The sequence below is a fragment of the Planococcus sp. NCCP-2050 genome, assembly GCF_023708025.1.
In the GTDB taxonomy this organism is placed as follows: domain Bacteria; phylum Bacillota; class Bacilli; order Bacillales_A; family Planococcaceae; genus Planococcus.
Genome location: NZ_BRCX01000001.1, coordinates 921,341 through 941,215, shown reverse-complemented (window position 1 = coordinate 941,215; position 19,875 = coordinate 921,341). Strand labels below are relative to the sequence as shown.

Here is a 19,875-nt window from a genome sequence, read left to right as displayed (position 1 = left end):
TATTCGAGGGAAATTACCCATTCCTTTTGAAAATATGCTATGCTTTTCACATATTTTGTAAAATCCAAATGTCAAAAAATAAAGGGGAATTTGATGTCCATATTGATTTGTGGTGGCGCCGGCTATATCGGCAGCCATACGGTAAAAGAGTTGATCGGCAATTATGAGGTGGTTGTATTGGATAATTTGACCACGGGATTTCCTTTCCTGCTGGACGAAAAAGCAACGTTCATTAACGGGGATTTAGGTGATGAGGAGACCTTGGATAAAGTATTCACTGAGCACAACATTGAAGCTGTCTTTCATTTCGCAGCCAATAGCCTTGTAGGTGAATCTGTCACACAGCCTTTGAAATATTATCAAAATAATGTTGGAGCTACAATTATGCTCTTAAAAAAAATGGTTGAATACGGCGTGGATAAATTCATTTTTTCTTCTACAGCAGCTACATATGGAATTCCGGAAACGGCGATTATCACGGAAAATAATCCGACTCAGCCAATCAATCCATACGGCCGTTCGAAATTGATGGTTGAACGGATTCTTGCAGATACCGCTAAAGCACATGATTTCAAATACGTCATTTTACGTTACTTTAATGCAGCAGGCGCACACGCTTCTGGAGAAATTGGCGAAAGCCATGATCCCGAAAGCCATTTGATCCCGATTATCTTGCAGCATCTTCTTGGAGAGCGTGAAAAGATTTCCGTTTTCGGCACTGATTATGAGACTCCAGATGGAACTTGCATTCGGGATTATATCCATGTCACTGATTTAGCGAATGCGCATATTTTGGCATATGAAGGCTTAGTCAAAGGCGTTGTGGAAAATGAAATTTTCAATCTCGGCAATGGTTCCGGTTATTCGGTAAAAGAAGTGATCGACCTTTGCGAGAAAGTGTCTGGCAAAAAAGCAGTAATCGATTATACAGAACGCCGTCTTGGAGATCCTGCTGTATTGGTCGCGTCTTCTCAAAAAATCCATGATGTTCTTGGTTGGACGCCGAAATACAAATTAGAAGAAATTATTAAGAGTGCATGGAATTGGCATAGCAGAAGCCTTAACCATCAAATTTAAAGAGAATCCACCGAAACTTTTCAGCGAAAATGGCAGTCTACCCTTTAAAGAGGGCAGACTGTTTTTTCTTGAAATCTTCTCTTGCTCCTTTAGTATCAAGTGCTTTCAGTCCTTTTAACTATGAAAAGAAAAAATATTTCAAATATTTTCAGAATTATTAGGTATTTCAGTTAAATTCGTATTATAATGATTTTATTAGTTATAAAACCTATGTCCATTCAGCCGTATTTTGATTATAATGAACCAAATCATTTGGAGAAGCAGTCTTTTTTTTCACCTAAGCAATGGGAATTGGAGTGATGAAGATGCAAATTGATCATTTTGTGGTAGCGCCGTCTGGTATTGGAGATGACGCATTAAAGTATAGAAGGCACCGGCTCGTAGAAAAACTATTGCAGCATCCAGATACGGGAAAGGTCTTTTGGGTCTCGCCTATAGAGACGGGCAATAAAGGAGAGCTATTCAGGAAGGAAAAACGTTGGAGAAGAGTGGACCAGACAGAAAAACTCGTGGAGCTGAAAATCAATGATTACAAGAATATCATCAATCTTCAAAGCGGCATGACACTTTCCATTTTCAAGAAAATCGTAAAAGAAGTCAGCGAGGGAGAAAAGCGAATTCTTTGGTTCACTTATCCCGGATTCAGCGACTTAGCAGCGGCTGCGAACTGGGATCGCATTGTTTATGATTGCAGTGATTCCTGGGGAAGTACTTGGGTGCAGCCAAGCGGCTTGAAACGGGTGAAACCGGCTATCTTGAAAAAAATGATTCAGTTGTCAGAGAAAAGAATTGCGAAAAGCAGCATGATTCGCTTCGCAAGTTCACAATTTCTCGGTGATAAAATCGAGCGCATCACCGGCCAACCAGCTGTAATCATTGAAAATGGTGTCGAATACAATGATTTTGCAAATGCACCAATGGCTGAATTGAAGAAAATTCCCTCGCCGAGGCTCGGGTTCATAGGTGGCATAAAAAGTAAACTCGATTTTGAGCTTCTCTATAAATTGGCTATAACAGCGCCTTCTGTCCAACTTATACTCGTCGGGCCTGTAGCGAAAGAAAAAAATGAATCGCTCGATAAGCTCCTGGCATTGAAGAATGTTCATAGCTTGGGTGGCGTAAAATACGAAAACGTTCCGCGGTATATGAAGGCGATGGATGTAGGGTTGCTGCCTTACAAGAAAATTGAATACAATCAAGCAGTCAGTCCATTAAAGATGTTCGAATACTTAGCAGCTGGAATTCCGGTAGTCGGCATCGGAGTGCCGACTACAGAAAAGTATCAGCAGTCCGGCGTCTTTTCTTATGCGAAAAGCGATTTGGAGTTCATCTCCGAATGCCTAAAAAGCATTAAATTTAGAAATTCTGATAGCCTGATTCACGAACGGCAAAAAGCAGCGAAAAAACAGGATTGGGAAGAGAAGCTCTCATTAATGGTTCATCTGGCAAAAGATCCGGTATATGAGGAGAACTTTAATCTCTTAAATAATCTGAATTATTAGATTTAATAAAATGAATAAAGATTATTGGGTTCTATGGGCCTATTAAGATTCGGGATAAAAGAAAAATTCGGAGCAAAGGGGACAGCGAAATGATTGAAGAAATAAATTTGCGGACGGTATACGGAATTATTAAAAAGAGGATTTTGATGATTATCAGCCTGGTCATTTTAGCAGCTGTATTAGCAGGAGCGGCGACTGTTTATCTAGTAACTCCTATTTACCAGACTTCCACCCAGATTCTGATCAACTCAGAGCAAAGTGAAACGATGCCTATTACAAATACAGACATTCAAACAAATCTCCAATTGATCAATACGTACAGTGTCATTATTAAAACGCCTCTTATACTGGATCAAGTCATCGAACGCTTGGGCTTAACGGTTACTGCAGAAGAGCTGACAAATAAAATAACCGTGAATTCAGCGTCCGAGTCTCAAGTTATTGATATCTCCGTAAGAGATGAAAATGCAGCTGAAGGAGTTAAAATCGCGAATATGATCGCAACGGTTTTCCAGGCAGAAATTGAAGAACTGATGAATGTAGACAACGTCAATATTCTTTCAACCGCAACGCTGAGCGAAAATCCGGAGCCGGTTGAGCCCAATTTGGTGATGAATATTGCAGCAGCTGCCTCAGGTGGACTTGTTTTAGGGATTGGCATCGCCTTCTTGCTGGCATTTTTAGATACCACGGTAAAAAGTGAAGAAGATGTCGAGGAACTGCTCGGTCTCCCGATACTTGGTGTAGTATCGCCGATGAATGAAAACCATAAAATCCGAAAGATTGAACAAGTATCCCTTAAAGAGAAGGAGGCGTTCAGAACATGAGTAAAACGAAACGAAAAACAGATCGTACCGGAAGAAAATTGGTTGCTTATACAACTCCAAAAAGTTTTGTTTCAGAGCAATTTCGGAATGTCAGAACAAATATTAATTTTTCAATGCCTGATAAAGAACTTCGGTCGCTAGCGATTACTTCCGCAGCTCCGGCAGAAGGGAAATCGACCGCTGCGGCAAACTTAGCCGTCGTCTTTGCGCAAGAAGGAAAGAAAGTTCTTTTAATCGATGGCGATATGAGAAAACCGACGATGCACCATACTTTTGAAATCCGCAACACGGTCGGATTGTCGAGTGTATTGACTCGCCGTTTGCCAGTAGAAGCTGCAATTAAAAAAGGTCCGATCAGCGGGCTGCATTTACTGACTTGCGGGCCCATTCCTCCAAATCCGGCTGAATTGCTAGCTTCAGAGACAATGGCCCATCTAATCCAACATTTAGGGAAATCCTACGATTTGGTCATCTTCGACTCGCCGCCGATTTTATCTGTAGCGGATGGGAAATTGATAGCGGACCATTGTGAAGGAACCGTGTTGATCATCAATTCAGGCACCACTGAAAAACGTGGGGCGTTAAAAGCGAAGGAGGTGATTGAACTGACCAGCAGTAAGCTTTTGGGAATCGTCCTCAATAACTTTACGCCGACAAAAGAAACATATTACTACCAATATTGAAGACTTTAGCGAAGCCGCAGCTGGAAGGAAATCCACCTCCTTTGGCGAACGGCTTTTCTATTGTCTTTAGATATTAGAAAATTCTAATAATAACTATTAATTTGTGGATTTCTCTGATAATATTAATTAAATGATATCTGTAAAGAGGGGCGTGTGAATTCTCCTAAAACAACCTGGCAATCGTTTCACAAAACTTTATTTTTAAATAGCCAAAGGAGGATTTAATTGGAGAACGCAAAATGGTTAAGGTGGATGGTCGTTTTTCTCGGAATTGCTGGAATCAGTTATCTACTGTATATGAATTTGAATAGACCGGAAGTTGCGATGGAACCAGAAGATGAAAAAATGCTTGCGGATAAGAACGGTTTGGTAGGAGATGGCATAGCGGATGATACCGCTGCGCTGCAAGCAGCTATTAATGAAGTGCCTCCTGGAGGAACCCTGAAATTGCCGGATGGCATCTATAAAGTAAGCCGAAACCCTGATTTGAAGGCCGTCACTGGATACGGAGAAAGTCATTTTGCGCTTGAAATCACCAATCCACTTACCATTGAAATGGATGAGGTGACGATCAAAACGGAAACAGATGGACGTTACGGAATATTTTGGATTCATGATACGGCGGATGTCCATTTGAAGGGCGGCTCGCTCATCGGGGATAAATTTCCACGTGATGCTGAATTGACCTCCAATATTGCTGTGCTCTTGCATGAAACGCAAAATAGTACGATTGAAAACACGTATACGAAAAACCATTCCCAAGGAATCCATCTGCATGATGCGGATAACAATTTAATCCGAAACGTCACATCAGAATACAATTATGGCTCCGGCATCATCAATTTTTCGTCCAACAATAACATCATCGATTCCTGCGTTGTCCGGAATTCGAGCGACGGGCACCTTTCTTTATACGGGGTGGGGGAAAACAATACCGTAGTTAATTGTGTAGTTACGGAAGACCGTCCAGATCATACGATTGAACAAGGGATTACGGTAGAGAGCGAAAAAAATAGCCGCATTGAAAACAATACCGTCAGTGGGTTTTATTATGGCATTGATATTAAAAATGGTGCTGAATCGAATATTATCACCTCCAATAACGTTTTTGACAATGAATACAATATTGCGATTCGCCCAGGAGACGGCGGAGAAAACCTTTTGACGCCGAGCCATGATATTGTCATCACCAATAATTTTGCAACGAATCCGAGGGGCAACTCGCATTTTGGAATTTTCGTAGATATTGGGGAAGGGCATGTCATTACCGGGAACACGGTAAACAAAGGGAATTTGATCATCACAGATCCGAAGATGTTTGCCAAATATGAAAAACAAAATTCTTACGTGGACTAGTTTCAAGCTATGTTTTAAAGCGGATTAGATAAAGAGCCGAAGGGGTGTTGATGTGAAGGAAATCGGGGGATATTTTGAACTTGAGAATTTAGCAGGGCAGGAATTTTATCCAGATCTAATCGCATTAAATAGTGCGCGGAATGCTCTGTTATATGTAATGAAAGCAAGAGCGATAAAAAAAATATACATCCCTTATTATTTATGCGATTGCATACGGGATACCTTGCAGAATTACAGCTATGATTTCGGCTATTACCATATCGATGAGGATTTTAAGCCGAAAATCGATCATAGGCTGGAAAACGGGGCTTACCTTTATCTCGTCAATCATTACGGCCAGCATTCAAATGACACGATTAAGAAATTCGAATCTTTGTATGGCTCGCTTATTGTCGACAATACCCATGCGTTTTTTCAGCCGCCGCTGCAAGGAATCGATACAATTTATTCCTGCCGAAAATTTTTTGGGGTACCGGACGGCGCCTATCTTTCTACGGATGCGGTATTGGATGAAGAATTGGCTGTGGATATTTCCAAAGACCGTTATCCGTATTTATTGGGGCGGTTTGAAGGGAAGGCATCGGATTATTATAAGGAATACCATGAAGTCAATGAATTATTTGATTTGGAGCCGCTGAAACACATGTCTAAGCTAACGCATAATATTATGGGTGCTATTGATTATGAAAAAGCGAAAGAGGTCCGCAGCCGCAATTTCAGTTATTTAGCAAATGAGCTTCGCCTATTGAATCCTTTAAATGTTTTTTCTCCAGAAGGTGCTTTTGCCTATCCATTTTACTGCGAAAACGGACCTGAAATCAGAAAGCTTTTAGCTGGACAGAAAATTTATATCCCTACGCTTTGGCCGAATGTTTTGGCTGATACGGAAGAAACTTCTATTGAGAATCGCTATACGGCCAATATCCTGCCGCTTCCATGTGATCAACGCTATAGCCTTGACGATATGGAGTATATGGCCGGCCTATTGAAAGAAGCGCTGAATAATTATATAGCCATCAAAAGATGAAGCCAAGAAAGTTGCCAGCCATTATGGATTCGGCAGCTTTCTTGGCTTTTGCTAACAGGATTAGACTCTCGAAGGTGTTTCAACAGGGTTGCGATATGCAGGGAAAAAATCACTTTCCATTAAAGTGCCGCTTTTTTCGCATAGCTGTTCATATACTTCCACATTCCAAATTTTCGAGCCGGTATAGTATTCAAACTGTGTGTTCTGTCCAAATTTTTTCTTGAAGAGGTAAAGTTTGTCGTCCGGTTCACTTGTTCTGCCGCCTCCTGAGTGAATCAGCTCGGCGCCATTCGATTTGCCCCATTCTGTGATTGCATAGGTCATGATATAAACGGGAGACAGATGATGAAATTCTTCTTTGGTAGCCGAGAGGTGCGTATGGATCCACTTATTGTAGTGAAAATGGAGTTCCATGCCAATCGTTTTTCCTTCGTATATGGCTTCGACCAAAAGGATATTGTCACCGAAGTAAGCCAAGCAGTTTGAAAAGTAGATGTCATCAAAGAAGTAGATATCGTCTGCGCCAATTCTTTTCATCGTCTCCACGTACATCGTGCGGAATGGTGCCAAGCTTTCTGGTTTTTTTGTGATTCGATAGGTAACGCCGGCCTTTAATGCTTTACGAATCGTTTTTCTAGTGGATTTTGAAAATTCATGTTGGATTGGATCGGTATAAGGGGCTAATGCCGTGCCAGTAGTGAAACTTTTAAAAGAAAGTTCATAGCAGGCCGAAAAATCCTGGGCATTGGAGAATAGAGGATGGAACCGTACAAACTCGCAAATGATTCGCTGCTCTTTGCAGTAAGCGGAAAAAGCTACTTCAAACTCTTTTGCGAGTATGTTTCTTTTTCCTTCTTTGCATGTAGTGATAAGAGGTCCTCCGTAGCCATAAGGGGAGAGAATATCATAAAATTGAATGCCGTTTAGTAAATAAGGGATCTCTTTCTTGATAAACAGATGTCTGACAGAGCCAGTTGAACTTTGGAAATTAAAAATTTCACATTTGCCATTTTCAATTTGCTCATACAAGAGCCCATAATTTTTCTTATAATATACATCCACTAATTAATGCACCCCACTTCGTTTTTATATGAATATGGTTCAGCTAAAGTCGTAGTAAACGAAACCAGCAGACTCCTAAAAATTCCTGAATCAGGGAATCCTGAATTCAATTATATCAACAAGAAATAGAAATGTGAATAAAAAAACTGTTTATTCAGAATAATTTAGAGGAAAATGCTTTCATAGAATTGATTCTAAAGACTAAAATATATAGAAGTAATAAACTTTAAATTATCTTAATAAATAAAATTATCTAAATAATCTGTTACTTATGGTGCATTCTGTGATAGAATGAAAATTAAATAGAATCACTTAAGTAGAAAGTATTAGTATTATTTCGAACTAAAAGGATTATTTTAGCAAATCTATTACTAATGACACTCGCTCTTGGTTAATGGCTCTTTTATGAAAGGAAGACTGATAAAACTTTAGATGAAAATGCCGGAATAAGAGTGGCCTGATGGAAGCGATCTCTTAAAATAGAAGAATTTAATTGAAGAGGAGCCATATAAGGATGGAAAAAGAGATGATGGTGAGCATCACCTGTGAAGCCTATAATCATGAAAAATATATAGCGGATGCACTGGAAAGCTTTCTTATGCAAAAAACCGATTTTCCGTTCGAAATCCTTATTCATGATGATGCTTCAACCGATCGAACAGCAGAAATTATTAAAGAGTATGAAAGAAAATACCCAGATATTATAAAACCTATCTATCAAGTAGAGAATCAATATTCAAAAGGGGTCAATGTAGAACTGATCAACAGCAGCAGAGCTAAGGGGAAATATTCAGCGGCTTGTGAAGGTGATGATTACTGGACAGATCCGCACAAGCTTCAAAAGCAAGTAGATTATATGGAAGCTCACCCGGAGTGCAGCATGTGTGTACATGGTGCCTATAAAGTATCTTCCAGCCGAAAAAAAGTGGTTGCAAAAGTGAGACCGAGTACCGAAAGCAGAATTTTTACCGTTGAAGAATTGATTGAAGGCGGCGGGGATTTTGTAGCTACCAATTCGATTATGATCGCCCGTGAAAAGGTCGGGGAAATGCCGCAGTTTTACTTGAATGCTGTAGTTGGCGACTATCCTTTAGTGATTTACGCCGCCCTCAAAGGCAGTGTCTATTATATAGATGAGATCATGTCAGCCTACCGTATTGGTGTAAATGGTTCCTGGACAGACAGAGAATTAGGCACTTTGAGCAAAAAGAAGCAGCATGTCTATGATATTGCAGCAATGCTGGACGAAATCAATGCGTACACTCACTTTCAATACGACGCGGTGATCAACCGGACAAAGAAGAAAAACCATCTTTGCCTGTTAATTGAAATGGGAGAAAAAGAAGAAGTGAAAAAACCGGAATATAGCCAGTTATACAAAGAGTTAGGGTTGAAAAGAATCGCGACCTTAAAAGTGAAGCATTCATTTCCGCGGATTGCCCGTGTATTAAAAGCAGTGAAATGGAAACTGATTACGTAAAAAAGAGGGAAACCACCTTATTTTGATTGGAGCCAGCTTATGGAAAAGCAGAATTCCTTAAAGAAAAAGACAATAAGCGGATTGCTTTGGAGTTTTGGTGACTTGGTCGGGAACCAAGGTGGGCAGTTTATCATTCAAGTCGTATTGGCCAGAATGCTGCTTCCAGAAGATTTCGGTCTGATTGGGATGATTTTGATTTTTATAGCCATTTCCAATTCCATCACAGACAGTGGATTTACCCAAGCGCTGATTCGTGAGCAGAAAGTGACTCAAACTGATTATTCCACGGTGTTCTATTTCAATATTGCCGTTTCGTTTTTTATCTATACTATCCTCTATTTGACAGCGCCGGCCATTAGCTCTTTTTATAGCCAGCCTGAATTGACCATGCTGATCCGGGTGCTTTCGATTGGGGTGATCATCAACTCTTTTGCCATCATTCCAAGAGCAATGTTCACGAAAGAAGTGAATTTCAAAGTCCAAGCAAAAGTAAATTTAACAGCCAGCATCTTATCGGGAGTTTTTGCTGTTGGAGCTGCTTTTGCCGGGCTAGGGGTATGGAGCTTAGTCATCCGGCAATTGACGATGAATGCAGTGCAATCCCTATTTTTGTCCCTGTCAAGAAAGTGGATGCCTTCATTCGTATTTAGCTGGTGGTCCTTTAAACGATTGTTCGGTTTTGGATGGAAATTATTGGTTTCAGGTTTGATCGATACAATCTATACGAATATTTTCTTCTTGATCATCGGGAAGCAGTATTCGGCAAGAAGCCTTGGATACTATACGAATGCTTCCAAATTCAGTGATGTTGCTGCACAAACTTTGACTGCTACATTGCAGCGAGTGACGTATCCAGTGCTTAGCAGCCTTCAAGAGGATGAGAATCGAATCAAGCAGGCTTTCCGTAAAATCATTAAATTATCCGGGTTCATTATTTTCCCGGTCATGGCAGGAATCGCTGCCATAGCTGGACCGCTCATCCATTTAGTGCTGGGGGAGCAATGGGCAGGAATGGTGGTCTATTTTCAATTGCTGTGCATTGCCGGAATGCTTTATCCCATCCATGCCTTGAATTTAAATATCCTCCAAGTGCGCGGCCGATCTGATTTGTTCCTGTACTTGGAAATTGCCAAAATGATTGTTTTATCTTTGCTCATCTTTTTAGCCATCTGGTTCAAGCTTGGCATCATGGGGCTTGTCGGTGTCATCGTACTCGATTCTTACGTCGCTTTGTATTTCAATACTTACTTTTCTGCCCGTGAAATTTCCTACTCCATTAAAGAGCAGGTGAAAGACTTGTTGCCGATGTATCTCATTTCCCTTGCAATGGGACTCGCAGTCTATATAGGCGGCGAATACCTGTTTGAAAGCAATTTGATGAAATTGCTGTTCCAAATCAGTTTAGGCATCATCCTATACATTACAATCAGCAAGCTCTTGAGAATCAAGGAATTGAATATTATTTTTGATTTGCTTAAACCGATGTTGAAGAAAATCAGCTTTGCCAAATCTAGCGATATAAAAAAAGTATGATCGTGGGGGATGAAGAATATGGCAAATCCATTTGAAAATCCGATATTTATCACCAGTCCATTAATGCCGAAGGTGGAAGATGTCACGAATAAAATCAATGAAATCTGGGGAAGCGGCCAGATTACAAATAACGGAAATCAGCATAAAGAATTGACAAAGCAATTGGAAGCCTATTTGCAAGCGCCGAATCTCTCCTTGTTCAACAACGGGACACTGGCTTTGCTGCTTGGCATAAAAGCGCTTGAGCTAACTGGCGAAGTCATTACGACGCCTTTTACATTTCCAGCCACCGTCCAGGCATTGGATTGGAACGGCCTGAAACCTGTTTTTTGCGATATCGATCCCATCACTTTAAACATCGATGCTTCTAAAATAGAAGCGTTAATCACGGAAAAAACCTCCGCTATTTTAGCGGTCCACGTTTTTGGAAATCCATGTGATGTAGACCAGATTGAGAAGATTGCCAGAAAACATAAATTGAAAGTTATCTATGATGGAGCGCATGTTTTTGGTGCGAAACTGCATGGCAGGCCGATCAGTGATTTTGGGGATATGACGATGTTCAGTTTCCATGCAACCAAATTATTTAATACCATCGAAGGCGGCGCTTTAGCAGTTAAAGACGAAGAAGTGCTTCAGAAATTGAATCTCTTGAAAAACTTCGGAATCCTGAATGCAGAAGAAGTGGTGCTTTCAGGCTTGAACGCCAAAATGAATGAAGTCCAGGCGGGCATCGGAATCGAAGTGCTGAAGCTCGTAGAAGAAGAGCGGCTAAAAAGGCATCAATTGAAAAAAGCCTATGAAGGGCATTTCTCAGAAGTTCCAGGCATCCGTCCAATTACCGTGCTAGAAGGGGAATCGAGCAGTTACCAATATTTCGTCATTGAAGTGGATGAACAGGAGTTCGGCTGTTCGAGGGACTGGCTGCATCAAGAATTGGAGAAATACAATGTCTTCACCCGCAAGTACTTTTATCCGCTATGCAGTGATTTTGAATGGTATCGACAGCTTAAATCTGCGAAACCGGAAAACTTGCCAGTTGCACAAAAAGCAGTGAAGCAAGTCTTATCGATGCCTTATTACGGTAAATTGCCGATAGAAGCAGTAAATCAAATTTGCCAATTGATCAAAGAGCTTCAACAAAGCTTGAAGACCTTGACTCGAATCTAAGAAAAGAGGGATTGGTTATGAAAGGAATCATTCTAGCCGGAGGATCCGGAACACGCCTTTATCCATTAACAAAATCCATTTCGAAACAGATGCTGCCGGTTTATGACAAACCGATGATTTACTATCCGCTATCGGTGTTGATGCTTGCTGGCATCAAAGAAATTTTGATCATTTCGACTCCGCGTGACGTCGCCGGTTTTTTAAGCCTTCTCGGCAATGGGCAAAAATTAGGGATTAAATTGGAATATGCTATTCAAGAAGAACCGAAAGGGTTAGCCGAAGCATTTACCATTGGGGAAAGTTTTATCGGCGACTCTCCGGTCGCATTGGTGCTGGGTGACAACATTTTCTATGGCTCCGATTTCGGGAGCCGATTGATCGAGTCGGCTGAACTTGAGCATGGCTGCATCATTTTCGGCTGTCATGTCGCTGATCCGAGAGCGTATGGCGTAGTAGAAGTCGGGGATGACAATAAGATCCTTTCGATTGAAGAAAAGCCGAAAGAACCTAAATCTTCTTTCGCGGTTCCAGGCTTGTATTTCTTTGATAATCAAGTGATTGAAATCGCAAAGAACATCCATCCTTCAGAACGCGGAGAGTTAGAAATTACTTCTATTATAGATGTCTATCTGCAGCGCGGGGAGTTGACTGTCAACCTGATGGGACGCGGCCTTGCCTGGTTGGATACAGGAACTCATGAAGCGTTGCTGCAGGCGGCCAATTTTGTCGAAGCCATTCAAAAAAGACAAGGGTTATACGTATCTTGCATCGAAGAGATCGCTTATCGCCGGGGCTATATTTCCCGCACGCAATTAGTGGAATTGGCGGAGCCGTTGATCAAAACCGATTATGGAAAGTATTTGATTGATATTGCTGCAGAAAAATCCTTTCAATTAAACAATTGAGAATAGAGGTCTTGCTGATGAAAAAAGTATTAGTAACTGGTGGAGCAGGGTTTATCGGTGGTAATTTCGTTCACTATATGGTGGAAAAGTATCCTGAATACCATATTTTCAATCTGGATGCTTTAACTTATGCCGGAGACTTGACGAAGCATCAGAAAATTGAAGGGAAAAGCAATTATACGTTCGTTCATACAGACATAACGAAAAGCTTGGAAATTCATAAGCTTTTCGAAAAGGAACAGTTTGATTATGTCGTCCATTTTGCTGCTGAAAGCCATGTTGACCGATCAATCCGTGAACCGGAAGTATTTATCCGCACCAATATATTAGGCACGCAAATTCTGTTGGAAGCTGCAAAACGAATTGGAGTCCAAAAGTTTGTTCATATTTCAACAGACGAAGTATACGGAGAGCTGGATTTTGACCCTTCTACATTCTTTACAGAAGAGACGCCGCTTCAGCCGAATAGCCCTTATAGTGCGAGTAAGGCATCTTCCGATTTATTGGTGCGTTCGTATTTTGAGACCTTCGGATTGCCAGTCAATATTACGCGCTGTTCCAATAACTACGGCCCTTATCATTTTCCGGAAAAGTTGATCCCGTTGACCATTTCTCAAGTTTTGAAAGATCAACCCGTTCCGGTTTACGGAGATGGCAAAAACATTCGGGATTGGCTGCATGTAGCGGATCATTGTTCGGCCATTGATTTGGTTCTGCATAAAGGGGAATTAGGAGAAGTCTATAATATCGGCGGCCATAATGAGCAGTCCAATTTAGAAGTGGTGCAGACGATTCTCAAAGGGTTAGGGAAATCCGAAGAATTGATCCAATATGTACCCGACCGCCTTGGGCACGACCGCCGCTATGCCATCGACCCTTCCAAATTAGAGAAGCTGGGCTGGATTCCAGCATATAGTTTCGACAGCGGGATTCAGCAAACCATTCAATGGTATTTGGAAAACCAGGATTGGTGGGAACATATCCTGAAACGGCAGCGGCAGCCTAAACCAGATTTGCAGCCTATCAGCAAATAATGAAAAAAGAAAGCCATATAGGTTCAAGGAGCGTCATCCTTTAGAAGACATTTGGGATGAGGCTCTTCTGTTTTGATTTTTTTCGGCTGTTTATGAAAAGTGGGGAGGTGCAGTAATGGAGAATAGTATGCGCGTCAGTGATTATTTAAGAGAACTGAATGATGATAAGAAGAAAGTGAAAATCCTGCATTATAATGCGGAAGACAATAAGCTGAAAATGGAGCTGGCTGCAGCTGGATATGATAATTATTTAGCAGTGGTTTCTGATATTTCCCATTCGTTCAGTGGGTATGCATATCCCGTAAGCGGCAATGACGTTATTTATAAAAACAATGCGGACGTCCTGATTTTAGGCAAGGCAGGATTCGATGATATTAAAAAAGCGTTTAATTCTTCAGCGGACCTGATTGTCTTTAAACCGAATAATTTGGTGAATAACTTCAGTTTTTTGGCAGTGTGGGCATACAAATATGCTCGAAAACGAAGATGGGAAATGAGTTTTAAAGGGTTTGCTGAAGAAAACGGAACAGTCAGCAGAGGCATCTTATTTAAACGCAAATACAAGAAAGAAAAGAAAGCGCGCTACTATCTATCTCCGGAAACGCCGCTTGATTCACTTTTCAAACGCTTTAATGAACAGCGATTAAGATATGTTGTCCTCAGATGGTTTGATAAAATTCCCTTTTCCGATATTCAGGAAGATGTCGATCTCCTGGTAGCAGATGAAGACATTTTCAGGGTGCAGCAAGTATTAAATGAAAGAGTAGGCATTCTGCCATTCGACCTCTATAGTGTCAGTGGTTTGCCGGGAAGCAGCTTTAAGAATATGGCTTATTACCCGCCGAATTTGGCCGAGAAAATCCTGGCGGAAAGAACGCTTTGGAATGGCCGGTTCTTTGTGCCGGACAAGCGCCATTACTTTTTAAGCCTTCTTTATCACGCAGTTTACCATAAAGGAATAAAATCCGGGATCCCGGTTCGGGACGGAGATGTCGGCAGACAAGAATTGGCCGATCATGAATATTTGAATATTTTACAAGCGTTAGCGAAGGAAAATAACATGGAATTAAAAGAGCTTAATCTTATGTATTTCCATCGTTTGTTAGGAGAAGCAGGGTGGGCGCCGGCGACCGATACGATTCGAAAGTTGCCGGAAGAAAATGCATCTTGGTTGAAAGAGACCATCATCCGTTCTTCAGATGACTTTGAAAAATCGGGAGAAGTGATGGTGTTCGTTATAAGGGATTGGGCTTATAAGAGGGGGCTGACGGGTTTTATCATCAATTGGCTGGAAAAAAGCGGATTAAACCTGGTGAAAGCCATTGAATTGAATCGCGAACAAAAAAGGCAGGCATCTCAAAGGCTGCGCGGGGGCAATTGGGGGCAAGGACCATGGCCAGTAAATGGGGGAGATCCGGCAGTACTGCTTGTCATGTATGATTATCATCCCAAACCTTTAAAGGAAAAATTCAAAAAGAAATATCCGCATGTATCGAACGAACATTATCTCTTTAAGGAAGAAGTCCGGAGAGAAATCAATTCAAATCTTGAAGCTGAAGAGAAGACGAATCCGATCCATAGTTCTGATGATGAAATTGAAGCATTGGATTATATCAATATGGTCGTTCCAGAAACGATGGCTTACGTCCGAAATACCATTACTGAATGGGACAAAGCTTACGTAACAAAAGAGAAAGTCTATAAAGATTTATCCGGTAATCGGCGGCGGGCTAAAGTGGAAGTGATCGAATATCAAGGAAAAAAAGCAGTCAAAAAAACCTATCAAGCAGGAAAAGAACGTTTTTTAAAGCGTGAAGTTTATGTTTATGGAGAGCTTAGCAAAGAATGTGAATTTATTCCGAAACTCCTCGACAGCGGCGACAATTATTTGATTGTGCCATTGTTGGATACACTGAGGATTGCTGAAAACAAACGAGTGAAAAAGTGGATGTTGAAAAAATACAAAGAAGAGATTTTGGGCATCAGCCGGTTCTTTTATGAAAAAGGATTCGCATTGATCGATTTCCATCCTGGCAATATATTAATGACCAAAGAGGGGCCGCGAATCATCGATTTTGAGTTCTTGTATAAATACGATCACAAACCAAAAACAATTGATGAGTCGTTTGATTTCATCGGATATCCCGATAACTTTATGGCGGACATCCCGTATGGCATCGATTTGAAAAGCAGAAAAGATCTTTGGAAAAAAATCCTGTATTGAGATTGGAGTGAGTTGAAGCGATGTCGACTTTAAAAAAGAAAGTGGCCAACAGCATGAAACTCACTTCACTTTCAATGCTCATTACAAGTGTCCTGCAGATTATCCAATTAGTAGTTCTGGGACGCATTCTCGGTCCTGCCGTCTATGGGATTTTAGCGCTTGTGCAAATCGTCATTCAGTTTGCCCAAATGTATATGGATATGGGACTGGCAGATGCAATCATTCAAAAGGCGAAAATCAGTAAAATTCAATTATCGAGCCTTTACTGGTTTTCGATTTTCATGGGTATCGGAATCTTCATCATTTTATTCATTGCTGCACCATTTCTCGCCATCCTATTTAATCATGCTGAATTAAAAGAGATGATTCGGGTGGTTGGCATCAGTTTTCTCATCATCCCGTTCGGTTTACAATTCCAAACGATAGCCAGCAAGAATTTGGAGTTCAGCCAAATTACGAAGAACGAAATCATCGCTTCTTTTATCGGGGTTTCTATTACGATTTTCTTAGCGGCCTTTATAGGAGCGGGCGCGTGGTCTCTTGTATTCGGCCATATTGCAAGTTCTCTCGTCCGGACTGTGCCGTGGGTTTTTTCAGGCTTTAGAAATCCAGAAACACGGCCGATGCTTGTGTTTTCTTGGAAAAACATAACGGAATTGATAACGTTCGGATTGTATCGTCTCGGAACTACGACGGCGAATTATTTCAATACAAAAATCGACCAAATTATTATCGGTGTTCTAATGGGACCGCAAATTCTTGGGATTTACAGTATGGCAATGAACTTGATCATGCAGCCAATCCAGAAATTGAATCCCATGATTACGCGCGTATCATTTCCTGTTTTCGCTAAAATTCAAAGTGATCAAAAGCGGCTGCAAAAAGCTTACCTATTTATCATTCAACTGATTATGACGTTAAATGCACCATTTTTTTCCGGTCTTATCGTATTAGCGCCTTATCTTGTACCGCTTCTTTTAGGGGAAGAATGGACGGAAGCCGTAATCATTGTCCAGATTCTCTGCTTCTATGCCTTATTCCGTGCTTTAGGGAATCCGAGCGGAAGTCTTTTCACCGCGGTAGGGAAGGTGCGCTGGAGTTTTTATTGGCAATTGGGTCTGCTATTTATTGTGCCGGCCGTTGTTTATTTCTCAAGCTTAACTGGGGAAATTGCAGTGGTGGCATTAGCCATGGGCTTATTAAGGGTTGTTCTGTTCTTTATCAATTATTTCAGCAGAATCCGGTTGATTATCGGCAATAGCTTCACTGAATTAATGAAAGCCATCTTTATTCCAATTTTTCATTCAGCAGTGATGATTTTATTGCTCCATGGTTTGATCGGCATCTTAGCAAAAACCAATGACTTAGCTATTATCCTTATTAGTTTTAGTGCGGGAATGATGATCTATGGGTTCATGATGATTATTTTCCAGCGGAAATTGTTGCTGGAAGTAAAAAGTTTTTTTATCCAAAAGGCGACGGTTTGAAATTGCTTTTGGAAGTTAAAAAAATATGAAATTGGAAGATTACTGGTTATAGAAAAGAAATTCTGTAAAATTTATAAAATAATCTAAATAATCTGTTTTATTAAGTCTAAAGTATGCTAAAATGATAAAAATAAAGTATAGTATAAGCATTTAGTATTGGTAAATATGTATAGATATACAGGAAGAATATTAAAGAGTGAAAAGGGCCCGATTTAGCGATATGCAATTATTCAGCGGCATATGCTCTCTGGCAATAGGCAAGAGAGCATTCTCTTAAGAGACCATAGAAAAGGATGGGGTTTAAATGGATGTGTCATCAAAGATTTATGTAGCAGGGCATCGGGGTCTTGTAGGATCGGCTATTGTCAGAGATTTGAAGAAGAATGGCTATCATAATCTTGTCTTACGGACTCATTGCGAATTGGATTTGACAGACCGCGGCCAAGTTGACGCATTCTTCAACTTAGAAAAGCCGGAATATGTATTTTTAGCTGCTGCAAAAGTCGGGGGGATTGTAGCAAACAACGATTTTCCAGCTGATTTTATTCGAGACAATCTAATGATTCAAACGAATGTAATAGATGCGTCCTATAAGAACGGAGTAAAAAAGCTGCTTTTCTTAGGAAGCACATGCATTTATCCGAAATACACCCCTCAGCCAATGAGAGAAGATTCTTTATTGACTGGAGAGTTGGAGCCGACCAATGAGCCCTATGCTATTGCGAAAATAGCAGGGATTAAAATGTGTGAGTACTATAACAAGCAATATGGAACTAAATTTATTTCGATTATGCCGACCAATTTATTTGGCCCTAATGATAATTTTGATTTAAATAGTTCCCACGTGCTGCCTGCGTTAATCCGGAAATTCCATGAAGCGAAAGTGAGTTCTGCTCCAACAGTAGAAGTATGGGGCACGGGAACGCCGAGAAGAGAGTTTCTATACTCAGATGATTTGGCCAATGCCGCTGTCTATCTGATGAACACATACAGTAAAAGTGAATTAGTGAACATCGGTGTAGGCAAAGATATTTCCATCAGAGAATTAGCCGAAAAGATTAAGGACATTACCGGCTATGAAGGGGAAATCAGATTCAATACGTCAAAACCGGATGGTACTCCCCGTAAGCTCGTTGATGTAAGCAAATTGCATAGCCTTGGCTGGAAAGCGGAAACTTCATTGGACCATGGGCTGAAATTAGCTTATGAGTGGTTCTTGGAAAATATCAGCAAAGAAACTATTACGGTTAAATAATGGGGGATTCGATGAGAAAAGCATTGATAACAGGGATTACAGGACAGGATGGATCGTTTTTAGCGGATTTTCTTTTGGAGAAAGGCTACGAAGTTCATGGCATCATTCGGCGAAGCTCGAGTTTTAACACAGAGAGAATAGAACACCTTTATATCGAAGAGCTGAAGACCAGCGAGAATTTCTTTATCCATTACGGGGATATGACAGATACCTCAAATGTCATCCGGTTGATCAGCGAGATCAAACCAGACGAAATTTATAATTTGGCCGCCATGTCTCATGTGAAAGTGTCTTTTGAAACTCCGGAATATACAGCGGATGTAGATGGCATTGGCACACTCCGGATATTGGAAGCGGTACGAATTCTTGGGCTGCAGCATAAAACCCGAATTTACCAGGCATCCACTTCAGAACTGTTCGGAAAAGTCCAAGAGGTGCCGCAAAAAGAAACAACGCCATTTTATCCGCGTTCACCATATGGAGTCGCCAAATTGTATGGCTTTTGGATAACGAAAAACTACAGAGAATCTTATGGCATGTTTGCCGTGAACGGCATTCTTTTCAACCATGAATCAGAGCGCCGCGGAGAGACTTTTGTGACACGTAAAATTACCATGGCCGCAGCGCGAATTGCCAGTGGACAACAGCAGAAGCTATCGCTTGGGAATTTGGATGCCCGCCGGGATTGGGGATATGCAAAAGATTACGTTGAATGTATGTGGTTGATCCTGCAACACGAAACGCCGGAAGATTTTGTCATTGCGACCGGAGAAATGCATACGGTCCGTGAATTTGCGACACTAGCGTTTCTTCATGCCGGAATAGAAATCGAATGGCAAGGCGAAGGGCCGGAAGAGAAAGGCATCAATAAGCGTACAGGAGAAGTAATTGTTGAAGTGAATCCGGATTACTTCCGTTTGGCTGAAGTGGAACAATTATTGGGCGATCCTTCAAAAGCGAAACAGCTGTTGAAGTGGAATCCCACTGCTACATCATTTGAAGAGTTGGTAGAGATTATGGTTAAAAACGATTTGCGTTTATTAGGCAAAGAAAAGCAAGAAGCATACAGCACAAAAGAGTTTTAAGGAAAAAATGCAGAGCTGCGGATGAGAGGGGCTCTGCATATTTTTTCATCCGTATAAGTATTCTGTATTTTCGTGCAACTCAGAAATTAGATTATAGACAAGATATGTATGGCTTCCCGCCGAGTCAGATTCTGTCTTAATCCTGCATCAGTGTTAAGCGTGCAATTA

General features: G+C 41.0%; 16 protein-coding genes. 15 read left to right on the top strand and 1 reads right to left on the bottom strand.

Going from position 1 to position 19,875, the window contains the following annotated elements; genetic code table 11:
- Positions 1 to 93 precede the first annotated feature (93 nt).
- From galE to NFU07_RS04635, 6 genes are all read left to right on the top strand, one after another.
- Positions 94 to 1,077 (top strand): UDP-glucose 4-epimerase GalE, encoded by a 984-nt coding sequence (gene galE, locus NFU07_RS04660; RefSeq protein WP_251475346.1) that lies wholly within the window; start codon positions 94 to 96, stop codon positions 1,075 to 1,077.
- A gap of 299 nt (positions 1,078 to 1,376) precedes the next feature.
- The gene (locus NFU07_RS04655; protein ID WP_251475338.1) at positions 1,377 to 2,579 is read left to right on the top strand and encodes a glycosyltransferase; all 1,203 of its coding nucleotides are present in this window, start codon (positions 1,377 to 1,379) and stop codon (positions 2,577 to 2,579) included.
- An 89-nt stretch (positions 2,580 to 2,668) separates the two neighbouring features.
- Positions 2,669 to 3,406 carry a YveK family protein gene (locus NFU07_RS04650; RefSeq protein ID WP_251475336.1) on the top strand — a complete coding sequence of 246 codons (738 nt, stop codon included), beginning with the start codon at positions 2,669 to 2,671 and terminating at the stop codon, positions 3,404 to 3,406.
- Positions 3,403 to 4,089 (top strand): CpsD/CapB family tyrosine-protein kinase, encoded by a 687-nt coding sequence (locus tag NFU07_RS04645; RefSeq protein ID WP_251475334.1) that lies wholly within the window; start codon positions 3,403 to 3,405, stop codon positions 4,087 to 4,089. Before NFU07_RS04650 ends, NFU07_RS04645 begins: the two co-directional genes overlap by 4 nt.
- 225 nt (positions 4,090 to 4,314) lie before the next feature.
- A complete protein-coding gene (locus NFU07_RS04640) occupies positions 4,315 to 5,445 on the top strand; it encodes a right-handed parallel beta-helix repeat-containing protein (protein WP_251475332.1) in 1,131 nt (376 codons plus the stop codon).
- Between the two features lie 52 nt (positions 5,446 to 5,497).
- On the top strand, positions 5,498 to 6,472 hold the full coding sequence (locus tag NFU07_RS04635) for a hypothetical protein (RefSeq protein ID WP_251475330.1): 975 nt from the start codon (positions 5,498 to 5,500) through the stop codon (positions 6,470 to 6,472).
- 60 nt (positions 6,473 to 6,532) lie between these two features.
- On the opposite strand, the gene NFU07_RS04630 is transcribed toward NFU07_RS04635, so the two are convergent.
- Positions 6,533 to 7,534 (bottom strand): GNAT family N-acetyltransferase, encoded by a 1,002-nt coding sequence (locus tag NFU07_RS04630; protein WP_251475325.1) that lies wholly within the window; start codon positions 7,532 to 7,534, stop codon positions 6,533 to 6,535.
- Between the two features lie 514 nt (positions 7,535 to 8,048).
- Between NFU07_RS04630 and NFU07_RS04625 the strand changes: the two genes are divergently transcribed.
- The 9 genes from NFU07_RS04625 to gmd all read left to right on the top strand — a co-directional run bounded on the left by NFU07_RS04625 (position 8,049) and on the right by gmd (position 19,707).
- A complete protein-coding gene (locus NFU07_RS04625) occupies positions 8,049 to 9,014 on the top strand; it encodes a glycosyltransferase family 2 protein (protein ID WP_251475324.1) in 966 nt (321 codons plus the stop codon).
- A 39-nt stretch (positions 9,015 to 9,053) separates the two neighbouring features.
- Positions 9,054 to 10,547, top strand: coding sequence for a lipopolysaccharide biosynthesis protein (locus NFU07_RS04620; RefSeq protein ID WP_251475323.1), 1,494 nt, complete (start codon positions 9,054 to 9,056; stop codon positions 10,545 to 10,547).
- An 18-nt stretch (positions 10,548 to 10,565) separates the two neighbouring features.
- The gene (locus NFU07_RS04615) at positions 10,566 to 11,717 is read left to right on the top strand and encodes a DegT/DnrJ/EryC1/StrS family aminotransferase (RefSeq protein ID WP_251475322.1); all 1,152 of its coding nucleotides are present in this window, start codon (positions 10,566 to 10,568) and stop codon (positions 11,715 to 11,717) included.
- A 17-nt stretch (positions 11,718 to 11,734) separates the two neighbouring features.
- A complete protein-coding gene (gene rfbA, locus NFU07_RS04610) occupies positions 11,735 to 12,622 on the top strand; it encodes a glucose-1-phosphate thymidylyltransferase RfbA (protein ID WP_251475321.1) in 888 nt (295 codons plus the stop codon).
- Between the two features lie 17 nt (positions 12,623 to 12,639).
- Entirely contained in the window at positions 12,640 to 13,656 is a 1,017-nt protein-coding gene (gene rfbB, locus NFU07_RS04605; RefSeq protein WP_251475320.1) for a dTDP-glucose 4,6-dehydratase, read from the top strand.
- Between the two features lie 115 nt (positions 13,657 to 13,771).
- Positions 13,772 to 15,880 (top strand): hypothetical protein, encoded by a 2,109-nt coding sequence (locus tag NFU07_RS04600; RefSeq protein ID WP_251475319.1) that lies wholly within the window; start codon positions 13,772 to 13,774, stop codon positions 15,878 to 15,880.
- A 20-nt stretch (positions 15,881 to 15,900) separates the two neighbouring features.
- Positions 15,901 to 17,367, top strand: coding sequence for an MOP flippase family protein (locus tag NFU07_RS04595; RefSeq protein WP_251475318.1), 1,467 nt, complete (start codon positions 15,901 to 15,903; stop codon positions 17,365 to 17,367).
- 304 nt (positions 17,368 to 17,671) lie between these two features.
- Complete coding sequence (fcl, locus tag NFU07_RS04590) at positions 17,672 to 18,622, top strand: GDP-L-fucose synthase (protein ID WP_251475316.1); 951 nt, start codon at positions 17,672 to 17,674, stop codon at positions 18,620 to 18,622.
- An 11-nt stretch (positions 18,623 to 18,633) separates the two neighbouring features.
- Entirely contained in the window at positions 18,634 to 19,707 is a 1,074-nt protein-coding gene (gene gmd, locus NFU07_RS04585; RefSeq protein ID WP_251475314.1) for a GDP-mannose 4,6-dehydratase, read from the top strand.
- Positions 19,708 to 19,875 lie beyond the last annotated feature (168 nt).